General features: G+C 48.1%; 14 protein-coding genes. 1 reads left to right on the forward strand and 13 read right to left on the reverse strand.

Annotated features, from left to right (window positions below; all coding sequences use genetic code 11):
• Positions 1-57: 57 nt before the first annotated feature.
• From DW642_RS02995 to DW642_RS03025, 7 genes are all read right to left on the reverse strand, one after another.
• Positions 58-1,779, reverse strand: a complete 1,722-nt coding sequence (locus DW642_RS02995) for a trypsin-like peptidase domain-containing protein (RefSeq protein WP_242991108.1) — start codon at positions 1,777-1,779, stop codon at positions 58-60.
• A 145-nt stretch (positions 1,780-1,924) separates the two neighbouring features.
• On the reverse strand, positions 1,925-3,751 hold the full coding sequence (gene glmS, locus DW642_RS03000; RefSeq protein ID WP_117509223.1) for a glutamine--fructose-6-phosphate transaminase (isomerizing): 1,827 nt from the start codon (positions 3,749-3,751) through the stop codon (positions 1,925-1,927).
• 173 nt (positions 3,752-3,924) lie between these two features.
• Positions 3,925-4,878, reverse strand: coding sequence for a glycosyltransferase family 2 protein (locus DW642_RS03005; protein WP_117509224.1), 954 nt, complete (start codon positions 4,876-4,878; stop codon positions 3,925-3,927).
• 22 nt (positions 4,879-4,900) lie between these two features.
• On the reverse strand, positions 4,901-6,097 hold the full coding sequence (locus DW642_RS03010) for an LCP family protein (RefSeq protein WP_117509225.1): 1,197 nt from the start codon (positions 6,095-6,097) through the stop codon (positions 4,901-4,903).
• Positions 6,098-6,115: 18 nt separating this feature from the next.
• Positions 6,116-7,525 carry an undecaprenyl-phosphate glucose phosphotransferase gene (locus DW642_RS03015; RefSeq protein WP_117509226.1) on the reverse strand — a complete coding sequence of 470 codons (1,410 nt, stop codon included), beginning with the start codon at positions 7,523-7,525 and terminating at the stop codon, positions 6,116-6,118.
• A gap of 150 nt (positions 7,526-7,675) precedes the next feature.
• On the reverse strand, positions 7,676-8,650 hold the full coding sequence (locus tag DW642_RS03020) for a glycosyltransferase family 2 protein (RefSeq protein ID WP_117509227.1): 975 nt from the start codon (positions 8,648-8,650) through the stop codon (positions 7,676-7,678).
• Complete coding sequence (locus DW642_RS03025) at positions 8,638-10,470, reverse strand: glycosyltransferase family 2 protein (protein WP_117509228.1); 1,833 nt, start codon at positions 10,468-10,470, stop codon at positions 8,638-8,640. Before DW642_RS03025 ends, DW642_RS03020 begins: the two co-directional genes overlap by 13 nt.
• A 251-nt stretch (positions 10,471-10,721) precedes the next feature.
• On the opposite strand from DW642_RS03025, the gene DW642_RS03030 reads away from it, so the two are divergent.
• Positions 10,722-12,029, forward strand: a complete 1,308-nt coding sequence (locus DW642_RS03030) for a D-alanyl-D-alanine carboxypeptidase family protein (RefSeq protein WP_117509229.1) — start codon at positions 10,722-10,724, stop codon at positions 12,027-12,029.
• 194 nt (positions 12,030-12,223) lie between these two features.
• Here the strand turns inward: DW642_RS03030 and DW642_RS03035 are convergent, their stop codons facing one another.
• Genes DW642_RS03035 through DW642_RS03060 form a run of 6 tightly spaced genes read right to left on the reverse strand, consistent with a single transcriptional unit; the run spans position 12,224 to position 20,411 of the window.
• Complete coding sequence (locus tag DW642_RS03035; protein ID WP_055265468.1) at positions 12,224-14,428, reverse strand: glycosyltransferase; 2,205 nt, start codon at positions 14,426-14,428, stop codon at positions 12,224-12,226.
• Between the two features lie 30 nt (positions 14,429-14,458).
• Positions 14,459-15,892, reverse strand: coding sequence for an ArnT family glycosyltransferase (locus DW642_RS03040; RefSeq protein ID WP_117509230.1), 1,434 nt, complete (start codon positions 15,890-15,892; stop codon positions 14,459-14,461).
• A complete protein-coding gene (locus tag DW642_RS03045) occupies positions 15,873-17,114 on the reverse strand; it encodes a rhamnosyltransferase WsaF family glycosyltransferase (RefSeq protein ID WP_242991109.1) in 1,242 nt (413 codons plus the stop codon). Before DW642_RS03045 ends, DW642_RS03040 begins: the two co-directional genes overlap by 20 nt.
• A gap of 18 nt (positions 17,115-17,132) precedes the next feature.
• The gene (locus DW642_RS03050; protein ID WP_022462975.1) at positions 17,133-18,104 is read right to left on the reverse strand and encodes a glycosyltransferase family 2 protein; all 972 of its coding nucleotides are present in this window, start codon (positions 18,102-18,104) and stop codon (positions 17,133-17,135) included.
• Between the two features lie 2 nt (positions 18,105-18,106).
• Positions 18,107-19,483 (reverse strand): hypothetical protein, encoded by a 1,377-nt coding sequence (locus DW642_RS03055; RefSeq protein ID WP_117509231.1) that lies wholly within the window; start codon positions 19,481-19,483, stop codon positions 18,107-18,109.
• 4 nt (positions 19,484-19,487) lie between these two features.
• Positions 19,488-20,411, reverse strand: a complete 924-nt coding sequence (locus DW642_RS03060; protein WP_055227563.1) for a class I SAM-dependent methyltransferase — start codon at positions 20,409-20,411, stop codon at positions 19,488-19,490.
• Between the last annotated feature and the right edge of the window lie 12 nt (positions 20,412-20,423).

Below are 20,423 nucleotides of genomic sequence, written 5' to 3' on the forward strand. Positions count from 1 at the left end.
GTTCATATTCCTGTGCTGTCCGTCTTTTTTCTCTTAGGAAATAGTTATTTCGAGTTTTTATCTGTTGCCAAACGGATTCTGAATACCCTGGTCATTCTGATCGGATCTTCCGGTTCCATCGTTTGTGGTTCCGTTGCTGCTTCCGCTCGTCTGCGGCATATCTGCTGCAGAGCCAAGGGTCAGCGTCAGTGTTACTTCTTTGTACTCACCGTTATCCGCGCGCTGTACGGTGACATCTACAGTCTCGCCTGCCGCATAATAGGTCAGTGTCTCTTTTAAGCCTTTGGCGTTCGAGATGCTTCTTCCATCAAACGTGGTGATAACATCGCCTTTCTTGAAGCCCGCATCGGCTGCCGGGCTGCCGTCCACAACGCTCATGATGCAGACACCGGTCGGAATACCGTAGTTCTGGGAAACATCTGCGCTGACATCCGCCATGTTGATTCCGATATAAGCAGCCTCATCATCGCTGACTTTGTATCTTGTTGTCAGGTTCATCAGGTTCTGCAGAATCGGCTCCGCTTTCGAAATCGGGATCGCAAAGCCCATGCCCTCGACCTGTGTGGAGCTGTATTTTGCTTCGTTAATGCCGATCAGCTCACCGTTCATGTTCAGAAGGGCGCCGCCGCTGTTTCCAGGGTTGATGGCTGCATCGGTCTGGATCAGTCCCTCAGAAGTAATCGTCTCGCCGGTACTCTCATCCTGACTGGAGATCGTACGGTCTTTTGCACTGATATATCCGCTCGTCAGGGACTGGCCGGTTCCCAGTGCATTTCCGATTGCCACAACCTGATCACCGACCTCAAGGTCATCGGAATTTCCCATCACGGCAATTTTGATCTGGCTCTTTGTCTCGTCCTTGATGTCGGAAAGTTTTACTGCAACAACAGCAAGGTCATTGTCCGCATCGGTACCTTTGATCTGGCCTTCTACCGTCTCATCGTCGATAAAGCTGACGGAAAGAGACGTTGCACCGCTGACAACGTGGTTGTTTGTCGCAATCAGGAGCTCATCGTCGTTCTGTCCGACAATAACTCCGGTTCCGCTTGCAGGAACTTCCTGGCTTGTGGTTCCGAAGAATGTCTCAACTTCTTCCACCGTTGTCGTAGAAATTGCTACCAGAGACGGCATCGCACTCGATGCAACATCTTTCACGGACATCTCGCCGGTTGCTTTTACGGTATCGGAGGTATCACTGCTGTCTGCTGCCGTTGTTGTGGTGGTCGTCGGAATTGTAACTTCCTGCTTCTGCTCTGTTGCTGTACCGATCACTTTCGTACCGACTGCTGCAGTCCCAATGAAAACACCGCCTGCCACGAGTCCGAAGCACGCTGCCATGGCAAGTGTCATGCCCCATTTTTTTGCGGCTGACATTGGTTTTTTCGCTTTCTTTTTGTGATCCTGCGGCTGCGGAACGGCAGAAAACTGTGGTTTTTCCTGCTTCGGAGCACTCTGTGTCTGTGACTGGTACTGATAATGTTCTGTCTTTGCAGAAGATGTCTGCTCTGCCTTTGCCTCCGACGGGTCCGGTTTTCCGGTGTAGGAAGCGCTGTTATTCTCCTCGCCGGTCTTTCCGCTGATTTTCGGATTCACCCAGCTGTAGGTTGTCTTTTTCTTTTCTTCCGCCTTCGGCGCTTCTGCGGTTTCCTGCGGTTTTTCCGTCTCTGCCGCACTCTGCTCTGCTGTCGTTTCTGCTTTTACTTCTTCTGTATGCTCTGCAGCTTTGGTTTCCTCTGCTGCCTCACCATTTATTTCTTCTTTTTTGAATTCTTCACTCATGGCTGATCCCTCTTTCTCTTTTCTATCTCAGGCACCAATACACAGTGCTCTTATTTCTTTCTTCATTTTCTACTGCCTATTGTACGTTAGAATTGTGTTGAAACTGTGATAATTTTGAAAAAAGAGGAATTTTATGCTGCGGTTTTTATTCTACCGTAACGGATTTCGCCAAGTTTCTCGGTTTATCCACATCGAGGCCTCTGCCGATCGATACGTAGTAGCCAAAGAGCTGCAGCGGAATGATCGCCAGGGAGTTTGCAAAAATCGGATTTGTCTCCGGCAAGTAAACTACGTAGTCGGCTACTTTTTCCACTTCTGTATTGCCAACGGTCGTTACCGCCATAACAAACGCGCCTCGTGTCTTCACTTCCTGAATATTGCTGATCGTTTTCTTGTAGAGCTCCGGCTGGGTCAGCACGGCTACGACAAGGCGTCCGTCCTCAATCAGGGAAATGGTTCCGTGTTTCAGCTCACCGGCTGCATACGCCTCGGAATGGATGTAGGAAATCTCTTTCAGCTTCAGGGAGCCCTCCATCGAGATTGCATAGTCGATGCCGCGTCCGATGAAAAAGACGTGTTCTGCCGCAAGATAACGGTTGGCAAAACGCTGTACGTTCTCCTTGTGGGACAGCAGCAGGGAAATCTGCTCCGGCAGGCGCTCAAGGCTCTGGATCATTGCATCGAAGTCATTCTGTGAAACGGTTCCGCGTACTTTGGCAAACTTCATCGCCAGAAGATACTGCGCGATAAGCTGTGTGCTGTACGCTTTCGTTGTCGCAACAGCGATCTCCGGACCGGCCCAGGTGTACATGACATTGTCTGCCTCTCTTGCAATCGAACTTCCAACTACATTTACGATGCCAAGGGTACGCACGCCCTTTTCTTTTGCAAGGCGGAGAGCCGCGAGGGTATCGGCCGTCTCACCCGACTGGCTGACGATGACCACGAGCGTATTTTCCGGCAGAATCGGATCACGGTAGCGGAATTCGCTTGCCAGATCTACCTCAACCGGGATTCTTGCCAGCTTTTCGAAGATGTATTTTGCGGTTACACCGGTGTGATATGCAGAACCACAGGCAACAATAAAGATCTTGCTGATTGCACGGATCTCTTCGTCCGTCATGCCAAGCTCCTCGATCACTACGTCACCATTCTTGATGCGTGGGGTCAGCGTATCTTTTACGGCTTTTGGCTGCTCATGCATCTCTTTCAGCATAAAATGCTCATAGCCGCCTTTCTCTGCGGCATTCATATCCCATTCGATGTGCGTAGGCTCCTTTTGCAGCTCCTCCTCATCGATATTGTAAAAATGAAGGCCGTCTCGGGTCAGCTTGACAATCTCCTCATTTTCCAGAAAATAGACATCTCTTGTATATTTCAGTACAGCCGGAACGTCGGATGCAATCAGGTTTCCGCTCTTACTTGTACCAACGATCAGCGGGCTGTCTTTACGGACCGCATACACCTCATCCGGATGGTCGCGGAACAGGATACCCAGTGCATACGATCCCTCCATACGGTGCATAACCTTTGTGATCGTTGCAAGCGGATCGCCGTTATAATAGTAATCCAGCATATGGGCAATTACCTCGGTATCTGTCTCCGAAAGGAACTCATATCCTTTGGACATCAGTTTTTTCTTTAATTTCAGATAATTCTCAATAATTCCATTGTGTACAACGACAATCGAGTGGTCTTTATTGAAATGCGGATGTGCATTCAGATCGGAAGGTGCCCCATGCGTTGCCCATCTCGTATGTCCGATTCCTACGGTACCCGGAAGTGTCGCTCCATTTTGTGTCATTTCCTCAAGCACCTTCAGACGGCCCATTGCTTTCTGCATCTGAATTTTGTTTCCATCGTATACAGCAATTCCGGCCGAATCGTATCCGCGGTACTCCAGCTTTGACAATCCGTCCAGCAGCACCGGGGCAGCCTGGCAGGTTCCAATATATCCAACAATTCCACACATAGATTTTTTCCTCCTAACAGTAAAAGGCGGCACCCTTGTTCTGTTTTCAGGTTATGCCGCCTTCTAATTTCTTGTTCTTTACTTTTTTACCACTCTGCTCCGTTCTCTGTCAACCTTATGGAGCATTTCGTATTTACTTACAAGATCTTTTTATTTTTGTTTTTTACTTTCACTTATCTTCTATTTCGTTTTTTTCGTATCTTTCCGTGATATTCCCACCATGTTTTGTTTGAGGTACACCAGCGGATTACACTGTCCGGAAGGCTTTTGTATCGTTTTCCGAGGAAGTAGCCCACATATTTGAATCCGCTTTGAAAGAATAAAGTGACGAGCAGCCACGGCTTATGAATTTTGCAGACGTAGGATGCCGATTTTTTCACCATACGGATTCCCTCACTCTCAGACGGATACGCATCAAAGATCTCCGGATGCTGTGCCTGGGATACACCGAGGTCGAAATTGCGGTGAAGCTGTGCCAGACAACCGTAATTGTGGGAATGTACCACCTTCGCATCTGCCGCATAGGCAATCGCATAGCCCGCCTGCACAAGATGCCCGGCATAGATCATATCTTCGTTAAACAAGGTGCTTTCTACAAATCCACCCAGCTCTTCATATGTCCTGCGGTCATACATTGCACAGACATTGGAACAGAAAAAAGTCTTAACACCAAGTTTTGGCAGATCACCGGCATCCTTGATATCACTCTCGTCCGGATAGTTAAAGCCTCTCGTAAACCGTTCCAGTGTACGGCAGTCATCCCGCGGAAGCTGCCGCGCATAGGCCGCCTTCACATGCGGCAGTGAAAATTTTTCCACCAGATGTTCCACGCACGCATTATCGTACGGCATGGCATCCTGGGTCATAAAAAGTAGAAGATCCGCATCTGAACTTTCTGCCATCTCCCTTCTCGTTCCGCCGTGGTCGAACTCGCTCGGCTGAATATGCTCCACCATAATCTTGTCTGAAAGCTGCTCCCACGCCGGATTCCAGAACTTTTTCCCCGTATTCACGACCCGGATCGAACGGATCGGGTAAGTCTGTTTTAAAAGGCGGGGCAGAAGTTCTGCGAACTCCTGCCCTGGTTTATACGTTGGTATCATGACATCAACGGTATATTGACTCATCTTGTCGTATTCTCCCTGTATTTTAATCTCCTGCTACCACAGAATCTGTTGCAGCGCCCGGTCCCTGATTCAGTACATACTCAATCATATCATCATCGTAGCCGCTCTCTCTTGCAATATAGTCACTGTACTCTATCACGGCTGCAGATGGATCATAGCTCATCGCCGGATACAGATAAGCGTGCAGTTCCTTTACATTGTGTTCCAGTGTAACCGGAATTACGACATCAACGCCAAGTGCGCTTTCTACATTTTCTCCATAACACAGCTGGAACGGATATGCATAAGATGTTCCCATTTTGTACGTTACTGCATGCATGCCAAGCTCCAGAATTTCGTTTTTGGTAAGGCTGGTGCTGACATTTCCCATCACTTTATCCAGAATCTCCGGAATCTTGGTCGGATTCTGTTTAATCTTCTGTACCATGAGATTGATGACGATTCGCTGACGGCTCGTACGTTTCGCATCGTCGCCGCCGCCGTAACGGATCCGCGCATAGGAGGTTGCAAGTGCACCGCTGACATGACGTACTTCGCTGTAATCATCCCCAAGGTCCTCATCATACGGAATAGCTTCATACTCTACGCCCTGTGCTTCCGATACCTCTCTGTTGTAGTTGTTTGCATGAACACACTCTGCATTTGTCATCTCGATGTCGAGACCGCCCAAGACATCAATCGCATCGGCGAGTGCCTTGAAGTTTACGGTAACGTAATCGGTCAGTGCAAGGTCAAGGTTTGTATTCAGCATGGAGAGCATACTCTCCGGACCGCCGCGGTTATAGGCGGAATTGGCTTTGTCAAACTCATAATATTCATCGGTATATTTCGCCATATTCATCCAGGTGTCACGCATAATCGACACCATACGGATTTCCTGCTTGTCGTGATCAATACAACAGAGAATAATAGTGTCACTGTTCATGCTTTCTGCCAGCTCGGAGCCTTTCACACCTCTGGCATCCACGCCGACCAGCGCGATGACCTGTGTACCGGACATCTGTGAGAGATCGGTATTTGCCTTTACTTCACTGTTGATCTGAATCTGGGAGCTGTCCAGCGTATCCTGATTCATCTTATCCATCGAACGGTTGATCCATGCGTAGACGAACAGAATTCCGGAAAGAATCAGCAGAACGGTGATTTCAATTCCGAAAATTATTTTTCTGCGGCGCATTTTTTTGTATTTTCTGCTCTTTTTGTAATTCTTCTTCGACATCTCTTTTCCCCTTATCTTTTAGTAAGCGTTTTTATTCACAAATCCTTTGAAAAAGGTCAGGAACAGAATTTTAAAATCAAGTCCCAGCGTCCAGTTTTCAATATAATACAGATCACAGTCAATACGCTTTCGGATGGAAGTGTCTCCCCGGTATCCATTCACCTGTGCCCACCCCGTAAGACCGGGACGCACCTGATGTTTTACCATATAACGCGGGATTTCCTCCCGGAATTTTTCCACAAAGAAAGGTCGCTCCGGCCGCGGTCCGACCAGGCTCATATCTCCTTTTAAGATGTTAAAGAGCTGTGGAAGCTCATCAATGCTGGTATGGCGCATGAATTTTCCAAATCCCGTCACACGCGGGTCATTCTTCACGGTCCATGCCTTCTTTTCTTTCTCCTCCGTCTGAACTTCCATCGAACGGAACTTGTACATTTCAAACGGTTTGTTGTGCAGTCCGACGCGTGTCTGACGGTAGATCAGCGGACCCGGTGAGGTCAGCTTGATCATGATGCAGGAAAACAGCATCACCGGTGAGAACAGAATGATCGCCACGAACGCGCCGAAAATATCCACAATCCGTTTCAGCATCGCGTTGAACGTGTTGGAAAGCGGCACATAGCGGATATTGATGACAGGAAGTCCCTGCAGGTCTTCTGTGTACGGCTTTGTCGGAATGATGTTGTGGTAATCCGGCACAAACTGGGTATGTACGCCGGATTTTTCACACATGGCAACGATCTCCTCCAGGCGGAAGTATTCGTTCAGGCCAAGGGTAATGGCAATTTCATCCAGTTTGTTTTCCGGCAGAATGACTGAAAGATTGTTGATTCTTCCAAGAACCTTGACACCGCGGTACATCGTTCCCGCTTTGACATGGTCATCGAGGATTCCGCGGACGAGATAGCCCCACTCTGGGTTTGCAATGATCCGGTCAATGTATTCCTCGGTCGCACGGCTGTAGCCGACCATCAGAATCTGCTTCTGGTTGCGGCCGTGTTTCCACATATTGCTTAAGATATAGTGGATCAGATTTCTTACGATCGTTTCCAGTGTCACATTCAGCACAAAGAAGATGCAGAGCATACCACGGGAAAAGTGAACCTGGCGCACCATGTAAAGGCTGGCCAGCCAGACCAGAAATCCAACCGTATTCGCTTTTAAGATATTGGCAAATTCCAGACGTCTTCCCTGAAAACGCTTGGATGCATAGAGATTGAATGCATAGTAAAGCAGCAGATAGCCGGGCACGATATAGAGCAGTGCCATCATATACGTCGCCGGCGGTAGAATTCCCCTCTCCGGATGATTATTCATAACGCCCAGCCGCACATAGCAGTACCAGGACAGTACGTAGGAAAGTGCGAGCACCAGGGCATCGATCAGAACGTGCATCCGGTCAAAATATTTCTGATTATCGTTGATCAAATTCGTTCACCTTATCTGTTTTTTTCGGGATTTAAAAATTCCCTACCCCTAACTATACAATAAGTTCCAAAAAAGAGCAATCATATTTTTCTAACATTCTTCTTATTTCCGTAAACTTTTTAACTTTTTCGTAATCTTTTGAAAGAATCCTTATGCCCTCTCCAGAAATCTCCGGAACACATTGATAAAAAGCTCCCATTCGATGACAAAATACGTGCCGAGGCGCTTCCACTCAAAACGGATCTTTTTTGCTCTGTTTTCCGGCTTCCGGCAGATGAAAAAACCATTCTTGATTCCTGCCAGATATTCTTTTCCATATCCCTTCGATGCAAAAAAGACCAGTTTTGCCGAAAAGCCGAGGATAAAGGCCGGCAGGTTAAGCAAAATCTGTAAAACCGGCATATTTTTATAGATCAGATAAATATTGTTCCTGGAAGAATAACGGATTTTAAAGAGGTTATACCGGGAGCCGCTCGTTCCGCTTCCGACGTGGTAAACCTTCGCGGACGGCTCATACCAGTTCTCGTAGCCCAAAAGCCGCGCACGATAGCCGATGTCGGTATCTTCCAGATAAGCAAAATGTTCTTCGTCAAAAAGTCCTGTCTTTTCCAGAAATTCCCGGCGGTAGATCGCTGCTCCGGCGCAGGCCGCAAAAATCCGGTCGGACGTTTCAAATTCACTGACCGGTTTTCCTTTTCCTCTTGCGAATGCCCATCCCAGCATATTATAGTAATTTCCCGCATCGTCGATTTTATCACGCTCCTGATAGGAAATCAGCTTTGCGCTGCATGCAAACGCATTCTTTCTTTTACAGATTCCCTCATAAAGGCGCTCGACAAAGTCCTGGAACACTTCGGTGTCGTTGTTTAAAAGGATCACATACGGCTCCTTCGACTGGCGGATGCCTTCGTTGACCGCACGGCTGAAGCCATAGTTATCATCGAGCTGGATGATTTTCGTCTCCGGGTAGTGTTCCCGCAGAAACGCACAGCTCTCATCCTGTGAACCATTGTCCACGAAATATGTGGTAAATTCCGTAAAGGTCTGCTTTGCAAGCGCCGCAAAGCATGTCTCCAGATATCGGTATCCATTATAATTTGGTATTACAACTGCTACTTTGTCCATGGTTTTACTCCCCTGCCATCGGCACGCAGTCCATAGTTCCACGATGCCAGCGTTAAATTTGGATTGTAGCAGGGATCTCCTGCCTTTAACAGCCCAATCCAGCGGCTGCGCATAAATTCGATTTCCGACTGGAAGCGGCGCACCTTCTTCTCGTCATCCTCTGCTCCCCTGGATTTCGATTCATAATGGTACAGCTCCACGTGCGGATTGTATACGATTTTATAACCTGCTTTTCCAATGCGCAGGCACAGATCAACATCATTGAAAGCGACGGACAGTTCTTCTTCAAAGCCGCCGACCTCCTCAAAGACCTCTTTTTTCATCATCATGCACGCTGCTGTCACCGCACTCACATTCATCTGGAGCGATGCCTTATGCAGGTAGCCGCTTCTTCCGCGCGCCAGTCCTAAAAAGGCGTGGCCCGCAATGCCGCCGATACCGATGATGATACCCGCATGCTGCACCGTGTTGTCCGGGTAATACAGCTTCGCGCCGACCGCCCCGATCTGCGGTCTCTGCAGATTGGATACCATCTTTTCCATAAAATCGGGTGTGATGATTTCCATATCGTTATTGAGAAACAGGAGATACTCTCCCTTTGCCTCTTTGACGCCGAAATTATTGATCGCAGAATAGTTAAAGCCCTGTTTTGGATACTTCAGGACACGGATGCCCTGTGCTTCGAGTTCTTTGTAATAGGAAAACGTTGCTTCCTCAGTGCTGTTGTTCTCAATAATCAGAATCTCATAGGATGGATACATGCACTTCTTAATGGATTCCAGACAGGTGCGTAACGTATCGGCCTGATCCTTGTTCGGGATCAGAATCGAAACCAGAGGCGTTCCCTGCAGTTTATAATCTACATCGTAGAAGCCATAATCCGAACGCAGTGTGACGGTTCCCTCTTCGCCGCAGCGCGCAAGGTTTCCCTCAATTGCCTTTTTTCCAGCCTCATACGCGTACAGCTTGCTTGCCGGATTGTCTGCGGTGGAAGCGCTGTGGACCCTCCAGTGATATAAAACTCTCGGAATGTGTACAATTTTTCCCGCCATTTCCGTGCAGCGGAAGATATAATCATAATCCTGCGCCCCATTGTATTCCGGACGAAGGCCGCCGGTTTTCTCCGCAATCTCCCGCCGTACAACGAAGAAATGGCAGATATAATTGTTTGACCGCAGCAGATCCAGATTGAAATCCGGTTTGAAATGCGGCTGGAAATACTCGGACAGATCGGTCCGTACCTTGTCCTCATCGGTATAAAAAGCATCGATGGACGGATCTTTTTCCAGACGGATGGCAATTTCAAAGAGTGCATCCGGCGCAAGCAGATCGTCGTGATCCATAAAACCGACGAAATTTCCCGCTGCTGCGGCAAGCGCTGCATTTGTATTCTCTGCAATGCCGATATTTTCCGGAATCGGAACGTTCTTTACGCGCGGATCTTTTCCGGTATACTCTTTCAGGATGCGCGCCATCGTCTCATCCTCCGGGCTGGCATTTCCGATCACCAGTTCCCAGTTTTCATAACTCTGTTTTTCCAGGGATTCGATCATCTGACGCAGAAAAATTTCCGGCGTACGGTAAGCCGGAACAACAACGCTGATCTTCGGACAATAAGAAAATTTATGATTTTTCTGACACGCCAGGTCCTCCTCTTTTGCGCAGTACTGCTCCCGCCACGGTCCGTACGGAACCTCCTCCGGCTCCATCCTCTCCGAAAGACGGATCAGGAATTCCTTTGGGCCATAATGTTTCAGGTAACGCAGTCCCTTCTGTATGTTGTAAGGTTTCAATTTCCGTATAAAACGGAGCCATTTCATATCTGACACTTTTTTTAACTCCTTGGGGTTTTTGTTTTTCAGGTTTTTTGTTTTTTCCGTATGAACTCGTTCGCATTATACTCTATTTTACTGCATTTTGCAAATCCCGACTGAAAATATTAAGAAATTATGTGTTTCTTCCCTGCTCGCTTTATGTTATAATAATAAAAGTGTGTCTAATACATTTTAGAGAGATCCGCTGCCCGGACAGTCTTATGCAGCTGTACCCGCTGGATCAGAAGGAGTGAGTTATGATTAGAAAGAATTCTGCAGCCCGCACATTTTTATGCCTGTTGCTTGCTTTTGTTTTTGCCGCGTCCTGCCTCCCGCAGACGATTTTTGCCACAACCGATAAAAAAACAGTCACCACCTGGCCCGAAGGACCGGAAAACAATTCCGGCGCTGTCTGTTTACTCGATGCCGATACTGGTGCTGTTTTATACGATAAAAACATGGACGAGCAGCGCTATCCTGCCAGCATCACCAAGATTCTGACGGCTCTGCTGATCATTGAAAACAAGCAGATGACCGACACCGTTACCTTCGGCGAACATGCTGTCAGCGAATCCATTCCGGGAAATGCCCGCATCAACGTTCAGCTTGGCGAAACGATCACAGTGGAGGATGCTCTTCACGCGATTCTTCTTGCCTCGGCAAATGAGGTCTGCACACAGCTTGCCATCGACATTGCCGGAAGCGAGGAAGGTTTCGCCGCCATGATGAACGAACGCGCCGCTGCACTTGGTTGCACGAATACCCATTTTGTCAATGCAAACGGTCTGCCAGATCCGAACCACTACACCAGTGCACACGATATGGCACTCATTATGCAGGAGTGCATCAAAAACGAGACCTTCTGCCGCATCGAGTCCGATCTGACCTACACAATTCAGCCGACCAATATGACCTCGACACCGCGTGATCTTCAGAACCACCACGCATTGCTGTTCCAGGACGGTCAGTGGGGATACAAGGGTGCTTTCGCCGGAAAGACCGGTTATACCGATGAGGCACACAACACACTCGTTACCGCTGCCAAGCGAGGCAATATGACGCTGGTCTGCGTTGTTTTAACCTGTGATAACCTCGATTATATCAACGATACCCGTACCGTACTTGATTTCGGTTATGATAATTTTACACATTATACCCTGAAGAACGCAAAAAAGGAAAGTCTTTCCGGTGTGGTAACGCTTCCAAAGGATGCGAAAATTGAAACTGCAACCTACACCGATCCGGACGGCGCTTCCGTTGAGGAACCGTACACCCGCCAGTATTTTTTCGATGATCACTTCATCGGAACAGCCGAGGTTTCCGCTCCAGGTACTGTTTCCGACAGTTCTTCGGTTTCCTCCGATTCATCAGAAGAAACCGACAGCACAGATATTCCAACACCGGAAGAAACCAAGAAAATTTCTTTTTTCTCCACACTGCTCTATATTCTGCTTGGCCTGAACGGTGTCGCTTTTCTGATTCTGATCATTGTCGTGATCAACAACGCGAAAAAGAGACGGAAACGCAGAAACAGACGCCGCAATAACCGAAACAAACGACACTGATCTTCTAATTTATAAGCAATCAGGACCTCCCGTCCAACGGGTGATCCTGATTCAAGAGTTCGACGGAAGTCGAACTTTCCTATAAGAAGTAAAGAATGGCATCGAAAACGCAACCGATTTCGATGCCATTTGGGTATAACGCAGAGCTACCGCCAGAAATATTTGCTAGTGCGACAGCCCTTTTTGTTGCTTATTTATTTTCCAAGATACTGTTCTAAAATCTGTGGTTCGATTCTTTTCCAGTTTCTTTCCTTTACCGTCTCTTCTGCTCCCGTATCCAGTTTTTTCCTCAGTTCCGCATCTGTCAGAATACGCTCAATCGCCGCTTTTGCCTCCGCGAGATTTCCCTGCGGATAGAGAATACAGTTTTCCCCATCTTTCAGGTATTCCAGATTGCCACCGTTCGGCACAGCAACGACGTAGCCGCCGGACGCCATCATCTCAAGCGGCGGATAGGAAAAGCTTTCCAGCAGGCTTGTTTTCAGCAGGATATCACACGCCGCATAGACTTCCGGTGTTTTTTCATATGGAACCCGGTGTAAAAAGCGGTCCACGCGGTACCAGGATTTCGGATTTCCATTGTAGGACATGTACCAGATCTCGAATTTTTCCAGATCCAGCTGTTCCACGATACGGAAGCTCTCGTCCACGTTTTTATGCTCCGCGCTGCAGTCTCCCTCGATCAGAATCCGAATTTTTCCCTGCAGATCCCGCCCCCGTTTCGGATAGAAGGACGGATCGATGCCGTTCGGAAGATAGGCTGCTTCGGTATGGTATTCCTCCCGCAGCCAGTTCTGACACCATTTGGAAATGGTTACGTACTCCATCGGGCTCCTCATCCGGTAAGTCGCCGAAGTTGCGATCCGGTACGGGCTTCCCGGCGGATAAAATCCAACTTCAAAATTCTGCACCAGATATTTTTTCTTTCGGATCTTGCTGGACTGTTCGACGAACTCTGCGGTATTCCACATCGTCGCTACCGCAAGATCCAGCGTTCCCTGCAGTTTCTCTCGCTCGGCCGACAGCACCGGAAAATGGAAATCACCCTCATGATACCACTCCGCCTCCCCTTCCAGAGTAAAGAGGCTGACCTGCGCTCCTGCTTTTACCAGCATTTCCGCATGAAGAAGTGCAACGCGGATGCCTCCGCTGATCTCCATCGCTGGAAGCACAAAGGCACAGCGTAGATTCCAGTGGCGCTCCACCCACTCGCAAATCCCGGTGGCATGAAAGATTGTGACACACTCGCGGCTGCACCGGCCATATGCCCGTCCGGCAATGGCTTTTCGTGCCGGTTCGTCGTCGATCAGCCACTGCAGTTTTTCCAACCACTCCGCTTCGTCTCGGCAGAGTACGCCGTCTTCTCCATCCTGTACCATCTCAGCAAAAGCGCCGAGATTGCTGGCTGCTGTCACAGTCTGCACCAGAGCCGCTTCCACCCATTTATTTTCCGATTTCGCACGGTTAAAAATCGTATCGGTAAGCGGAGCCAAGTTGATATCCACCGACGCAATCCGCTCCGGCAGTTTTTGGTAATCGACAAAGCCCTCCATCTGGATCTGGGAAGCAAACAGTTTCAGCTCCACCGGGAGTTCCAGAATTCCCACGATGAGGAGTTCCAGGTTCGGATTTTTGCCAAGCAACTGTTTCAACACCGGAACGATCATCTCGATGTCGTCCAGATGCGTCGCACTGCCGCTGAAATAGCCAAGGCGTACTTTTTTCGCCGTTCCATCTGCTTCGTTCTTTTTCTGTTTTTCTTTTAACACCGCCTCGGACAGTAGCAGCATCTCATCTGACGCACAGTTGCGGTTGATCAGCACCTCCGGTACGTACTGCTTCAGTTCTTCTGCCAGCGCCGCTGTCGTCGTAACCGCCGCATCGCAGAGGGAAAGCAGCTCGCCCATGTTTCGGACATTCTGATCGTATGCCTGCCGTTCTTCCGGCTGCATCCGGTCGAGAAACGGAATCTGATCGGTGTATTTCGTATCGATCACAAGATCATCCACATCGTACCACAGAGGCTTGTTCATCTGCTTTGCCATTGTGGCAAATTCCCGCAGGGTGTCCGTCATCGGGCAGCGGAAAATCACGAACGCGCCGTAGCAACGTACCATCCAGGGCTTCAGCTCCTGAAAATAAACCGTATCACACGTATATCCGCCTGCCTCCAGCTGCTCCATCTGATGCACCACGCGGTACCGGTGTGGATGCGGCAGCTGTTCATTGCAGCCACTGATAAAGAGAATATCCCGGTAGACCCGGGATTTTTCTCTCTGAAACTCTTTTTCTTTTTTTGCCCGCGCAAGGTACCCTTTCGTACGCCCAGCCAGACCGCCGATTCCTTCTTCTGCAACAGCTTTTTTTAATTTTGCTGTCAGCACTGAAATTTTTTCCAAACGTTTCACCGCTTTCTTTCTCTGTTCCGCTTACCGCAATCCGTAGTAGTTCTGCAAGTACATCGGATAGATGATTCTCGCCCAAGTAAATGCCGCTAATGCCGCTGCCGCCACACAGACCAGAATACAGAACAATTTTTCATACTTCTGTAGTTTTTTCTCCCGTTTCAGGAACGCCTGCACACCCTTCGTCACGAAATACATCAGCGGAATCAGCATCGGCATGCTGTATCGTCCCTGCGGCTGAAAATCAGAACTGTAGGAGTAATACGCATTCAGATAATTCGGGATCAGCAGGGCAAACACATTAGCCCAGGTAAACCATCCCAGTTTACTCCATTTTCTCTTCGTTTTTCCGGTAAGAGCCGTCTGCGTGCCGTCTGCATTCCAGAAGAAAAAGTCTCTCTGGCAACAGTTCCGCATCAGAATGAGACCGACAAGAAGACAGCAGAGGTACGGAACAATAATCATCGTGGAAAGATAAATCTTATTGTAGCCAAACGCGCCGACAAAGCTGTACAGCACTGTTACCAGCCAGTCATGTTCCAGAAAACTCGGCTTATAGAAGATCATATGCAACATGGAGCCTCCTTTTTTCTGGAAGGTCTTGCTGTGCGACGGCTTGTACTGGTATCTTGCATACAGTTCCGCGCTTGCGCTCGATGCCTGGCGTCCCAGAAAATCTCCTCCATAGAGAATAGCATTTCGAATAAACCACCACAGAGCAATGACACAGACGATCACCAAAATAAAAAGACCTTTTTGGATCATTTCTTTCCATCGTTCTTTGACCGGTTTCGACTGGTCCGTCAGCATCGTTCCCACAAAGTAGAAAAACGTCATCAGAATAAATCCATACGCATTGTAATACGACAAGAAACAGATTCCCATTCCAACGGCCGATACCGCACACGTGGTCCAGCTCCATCCCTCTTTGTACGCCTTTACCCAGGAATAAAAGATAATGGCCGTCGAACACATTGCAAGCGCGTCGCAGTTGACATAGGAATATAAAATCACATTGCCCGGCAGGAAAACCACCAGAGTCGTAAACATCCATGCGTAGCGTCTTGGAAACAACAGCTTTGCCGTCTTTAAGACCACCCAGGCAGTAAGCGCTCCCAGCAGAACATTTACAAAACGGGCGGAAATGAGCAGCATCCACTCATCCGTGGAAAACAGGCTCATCCCCTTCATCAAAACTGCAGATGCCATATAGGAGAGAATCGGATTGAATGCATAGGAAATCCCCCAATCCTCATTCCGAATCAGCGGTTCGTCACCCCGCGGAAGCTTCCCATATTCATAAATGAACTGTGGAATCTGATACCGCATTGATTCATCCGACGAGAAATTGTATCGCTGCGTACAGGACCACAAAAAGTAAAACAGGAATACGCCGAATACAAACAGAATCTCGATTCTGCGTTCTCTGCTCACATCCTTACTGCAGTTTTTTCTCATCTTCCTCAATTCCTTTTAGCATACTTGCGTAAACTTTTTCGGCTTCTTTGTACCAGGAGGTTCCCTTTACGAAATCCATTCCCTTTTTGCGGATTGTAGCCAGCTCATCCGGGTGGTTGAAGTAATATTCCATTCTGTCTGCGATCTGGATCGGATCATAGTCAACCAGAATGGAGTTTTCCTCATTTACCATCCAACTGCTGTTTGCACCCTTGGAGCAGACAGCGACCGAGTTGCAGGCCATAACCTCGAACGGTACGAGGGAAAGGTTGGTATTCGAAATAACAAGGCACATATCACAGATCGCATAGGAATCTGCCAGCACCTGCGGTGTTACGACACCTAAATTTCTGTGTTTGAACGGAATCTCATAGCCGCTGACATCCCATCCCGCGAAAACAACCTCGATCTCCGGCATTCTGCGGCACAGCTCATTGAGTGCCAGCATACCGAGCTCAAAATCACGTCTCGGGGTAACCGGGCGGGCATAGAAGAAAACTCTCTTCTCGTTGTCCTGCTTTTCCTTCGGCTGATATACCTTGTCATCGTAGGAGAAATGGAAGCTGTCTGCCTGCATGCCGTATTCATTTCTCATGATATCCCGCAGCCAGTCTCCTGCTGTGATTCCTCGGAATCCCATCTTGTACGTGTTCTCTGCAAACTCATACTCCGAACCGTGTGCATAGAAATGCGGCTCGAAATCCTGTACGAAGTAAAACTTCGAAATCGTATTCTGGAATTTTCTTACGTAGTAAGCGGTGGTCCAGGAGGTTGCTACGGTTGCATGTGCAAATTTCATCTGGGATACATCGCAGTAAACTTCTACTTCCGGCACAAGAAGCGGGAAGTACTCTTTTAGGAATTTGCGGATGGACGCATTATCCTGAAAATTCGGGGACATGTAGAGATAAACTCTACTGTGGAAACCGAGGCGCTCCAGGTTGGAAATAAAACGGAAAATGGTGGTATGACCGCCGGAACCAGGTCCCATTTCCGGTACAACCCAATTCAGGATCTTTTTCTTGTCGTTTTTATGTTTCTCATACTCTTTTTGATTGAACGGGATCGGATCGTTGTCTACGACAAATCTGTAAAATCCGATGACGTTGTTCTTCGGCGGTACAGCCGGCTCATTGCCCTGTTTTGCGCGCTCAATCGTTTCTTTTAATCCATGATTCTTCAGATACCGTAACGCACGGTATGCCACATTTGGTTTTTTCACGTTTCTTTTTCCTTTCTTCTATGCATGTCTCTGATCGTACTGCTGCGAAATGTGACGATCCAGGAACTGTTGTTTCCGTTTGGAATACAGATGGTATTTTCCGCCGAGATAGCCGCCCACAAAGCGGTCAAAATTGCGAAACAGGGAATAAAATGCCCAGTGGATTTTCTCTTTTTTGCTGAGCGGCTGCTGACGGATATACACACAGTCCCCTCTCACCTGCCGGTACAGCATGCCCGGAAGCTGCGTCCATTTCTGTGCAATCATATACTGATGAACTTCATATAATCCCTTCTGCTCATCATAATACCGTTTGAAATACGTTCTGAGTTTGAAATTGTGGGAATGATATACTGGCGCATACGGGCAGTATACTTTTTTGAATCCGAGTTCAATCATCTTTCTCGCCCAGATCTGATCCTCGGCAAAGTTGACATCCTCATACGGATATTTTTCAAAAATATCTCTTCGGATACAGGAGTTATTGTCGGAGAAAAACGCCAGATAATGGCGGTATCCTTCTTCTCTTTCGTAGCGTTCCGGATCATCAAGGTGGAAAATCGTATTAGTTTCTCCAAATCCTTTAAAATGGCCATCCAGATCACGCTTGTCAAGCAGATTGCAGTCCGGATACGGATAATGAATCCCGAATCCTCCCACGATTTCCGGGTCCATCTTCATGGCATCAATGAAATTCTGCAGCCAGGTATCGGTCGCTGGAAGCGCATCCTGCGTAATAAAGATGATATACGTTCCGTTTCCTTTGGAAGCACCATAGTTTCTCGTTTTTCCATGTCCAAATTCGGACGGCTCAATCTGAAACAAACGGCATGGATATTTGCGGATCACATCGAGCGTTCCGTCCTTTGACCCGGAATCCACGCAAATTACTTCATATTCATACTCTGTCTTCTGTTTGAAAACGGCATCCAGCACTTTTTCAAACAGATGCCCACCATTTTTGGTAGGAATGACAATGGATACATCCATAGTTATTTACTCCTTTTTATCACATGCTGCACTTTATCTGCCATACGCACAACCTTACGCTGGCGCATCCGCTCCAGCTCTTCCTCCAGAAACTGCTTCTGTTTTCTCGTTTCCTGGAGTTCTTCTTCCCTGTGTGCAAGTGCCGCTTTTTCTGCTTCGATTTCTGCCTGCAGCTGGCCTTTCCGATAAATCTCCCCGTTCAGTTCATCCCTCAGATCTTTATTCTGACGGATATATTGAATAAACTGGGACGTAACGCCATCGCCTTTGTAGTAAATCCGGTAATCAATCCGGATCTGTTCATAACCGGCATTCCGGAATTTCAGAACCGGCGTTCCAAGGAAATAATAGTCGTCGATAATCTCAAGCTCGGCGTTGTGCGAAAAAGCGATACGTTCCGTCTTTCCATCGCTGCATACGCCCGCGAGAGAACGGATTTTAATGACAGCCCCCTCTTGCATCAGCTGAAGGGAAAGCTCTCCGTCCGCGTCTGCCTTTTCAAGCATCATCACCTTCTGCTCATCCAAGCCGAAGCAGTCCTCATAATAGAGTTCTCTCTCCTCCGGTGCTGTTTCGGTGAGCACAACCGGGTACATCATTTTTTCTTTTTCCCAGATGGAAAGCGGATAATTGTGCCGGTGCAGTTTTCCATAGAACGTGGCGAGCGCATTTGGCTCACCCTTTCCGGCCGCGAATTCCTGGAAGCACTCTTCCATATGGTAGTATACCGGAATCTCTTCCATGGAAATACCGCCAATGGCGTACAGTTCTTCCTGCTCTTCCTTCGTCAGTGCACTCGCCGCCTCCTGTAAAAAGACGCTCCGCGCATAGATAAATGCAATCGGTACGGCAAACGGGAATACCCACTCGTAGTCTGCCACCCAGACCTTTTCTCCATCCAGAAGAAGGTTGCCCGGAATCATGTCAATATTGGAAATCTCCGCTGCGGCAAGTCTTTCTTTCAATGCCGGATGGCCGAACACCTCACAGAACGCATCGGTTTCCACAAAGGATTTCTGCCCTTTTGCCGATGCAATGATCTGATACAGCAGTTCATAATCCTTTTTCAGCGATGCAAAATCTTTTTCTTTTCCATGACGGGAAATGCGCGTTTCCAGACTTTCCCCTTCTACAAAAGGAAATGCAAGCGCGCATTTTTCTTCATCCAGTTCGCATGGGCAGATCTGTACGTCCGCATAGGCGTACAGATGCTCCAGCTTTCTATAGTTTTCATACATATGCCGGATGTGGAGTTCTCCCTCTTTCTGCAGCGGAAGCTTCCACACACGCCGGATCCCATCCTCTTCTGTAATCCGGGTCATAATCTGAAATTCGTTCCGACGTTCTCTCGAAAATTTCGTATACAGAACTTTCCTCATACGTTTACTCCTTTTTCTCCACTTCAATCAGAAAGGAATTGGAAAAAACCGGAAACAGACCGGACTTCAGGATTCCGTCAAATGCTTTGCCTTCGTCAAAAAGTGTGATCCTGTCAGCATCAAAATTCCGCTGATTTTTTCTCAATTCACCCGGCTTCGGCAGATATTCATCCGAATAAATGACCGCCGGAAATTTGTAATCCGGATAAGGATAATAAAACTTAAACTTCGAAAAACCGTTTTCCTGCAGCATCTGCTCCAGCTCCGGTTTGCTGAATGTCTCGACAAAATCGATCCCCGGATATCCTTCAATTCCGACAAATTCCCGGCCCACATGGTCTTCCCTGCAGCCGGCAAAATACTTCAGTCCCAGACGGTTCTCAATCGCAATCAGGATTTTTCCGCCCGGTTTTAAGAGACGATTGATCTTTTCCAGATATTCCGGATACGGATTATCCTTTCCAATATAGCTTTTTGCATACTCCAGAACACCGATCAGTGTCACGTAATCGAAGCGTTCTTCCATTTTTTCTGCAACAACATTAAAGTTTCCAACCATAATCTCCAGGTTGGACGCATCCTGATTTTTGTAGGCATTGATCGTACTGCGCCGCTTCGACAGATCGTTTGCCACTACCCGCTTTGCATTTCTGCAGAGCACGCCGGAAATGGCTCCGCAGCCGGCTCCGACTTCAAATACGGAAGCATCGTCTTTCCACTCATACCAGTCCAGAATATTTTCCCGTTCCGGAGAGAGATGATAAAAAATCGGCCAGCTTTTTTCTGTGAGGATTACCTTCTGGTAATCCTCTTTCGGCGTCGTCTTGACGATCTCCAGCAGCCGGTCCTCAATGCTGCCGTCGCTGTAAGCATCTTCGCCGTCATAATAATCCAGGTTCAAAAGAACATTTCCTATTGTTTCTTTCATATAACCCCCGTC

The sequence above is a fragment of the Blautia sp. AM23-13AC genome (assembly GCF_003435675.1).
GTDB classification, from domain to species: Bacteria; Bacillota; Clostridia; order Lachnospirales; family Lachnospiraceae; genus Fusicatenibacter; species Fusicatenibacter saccharivorans.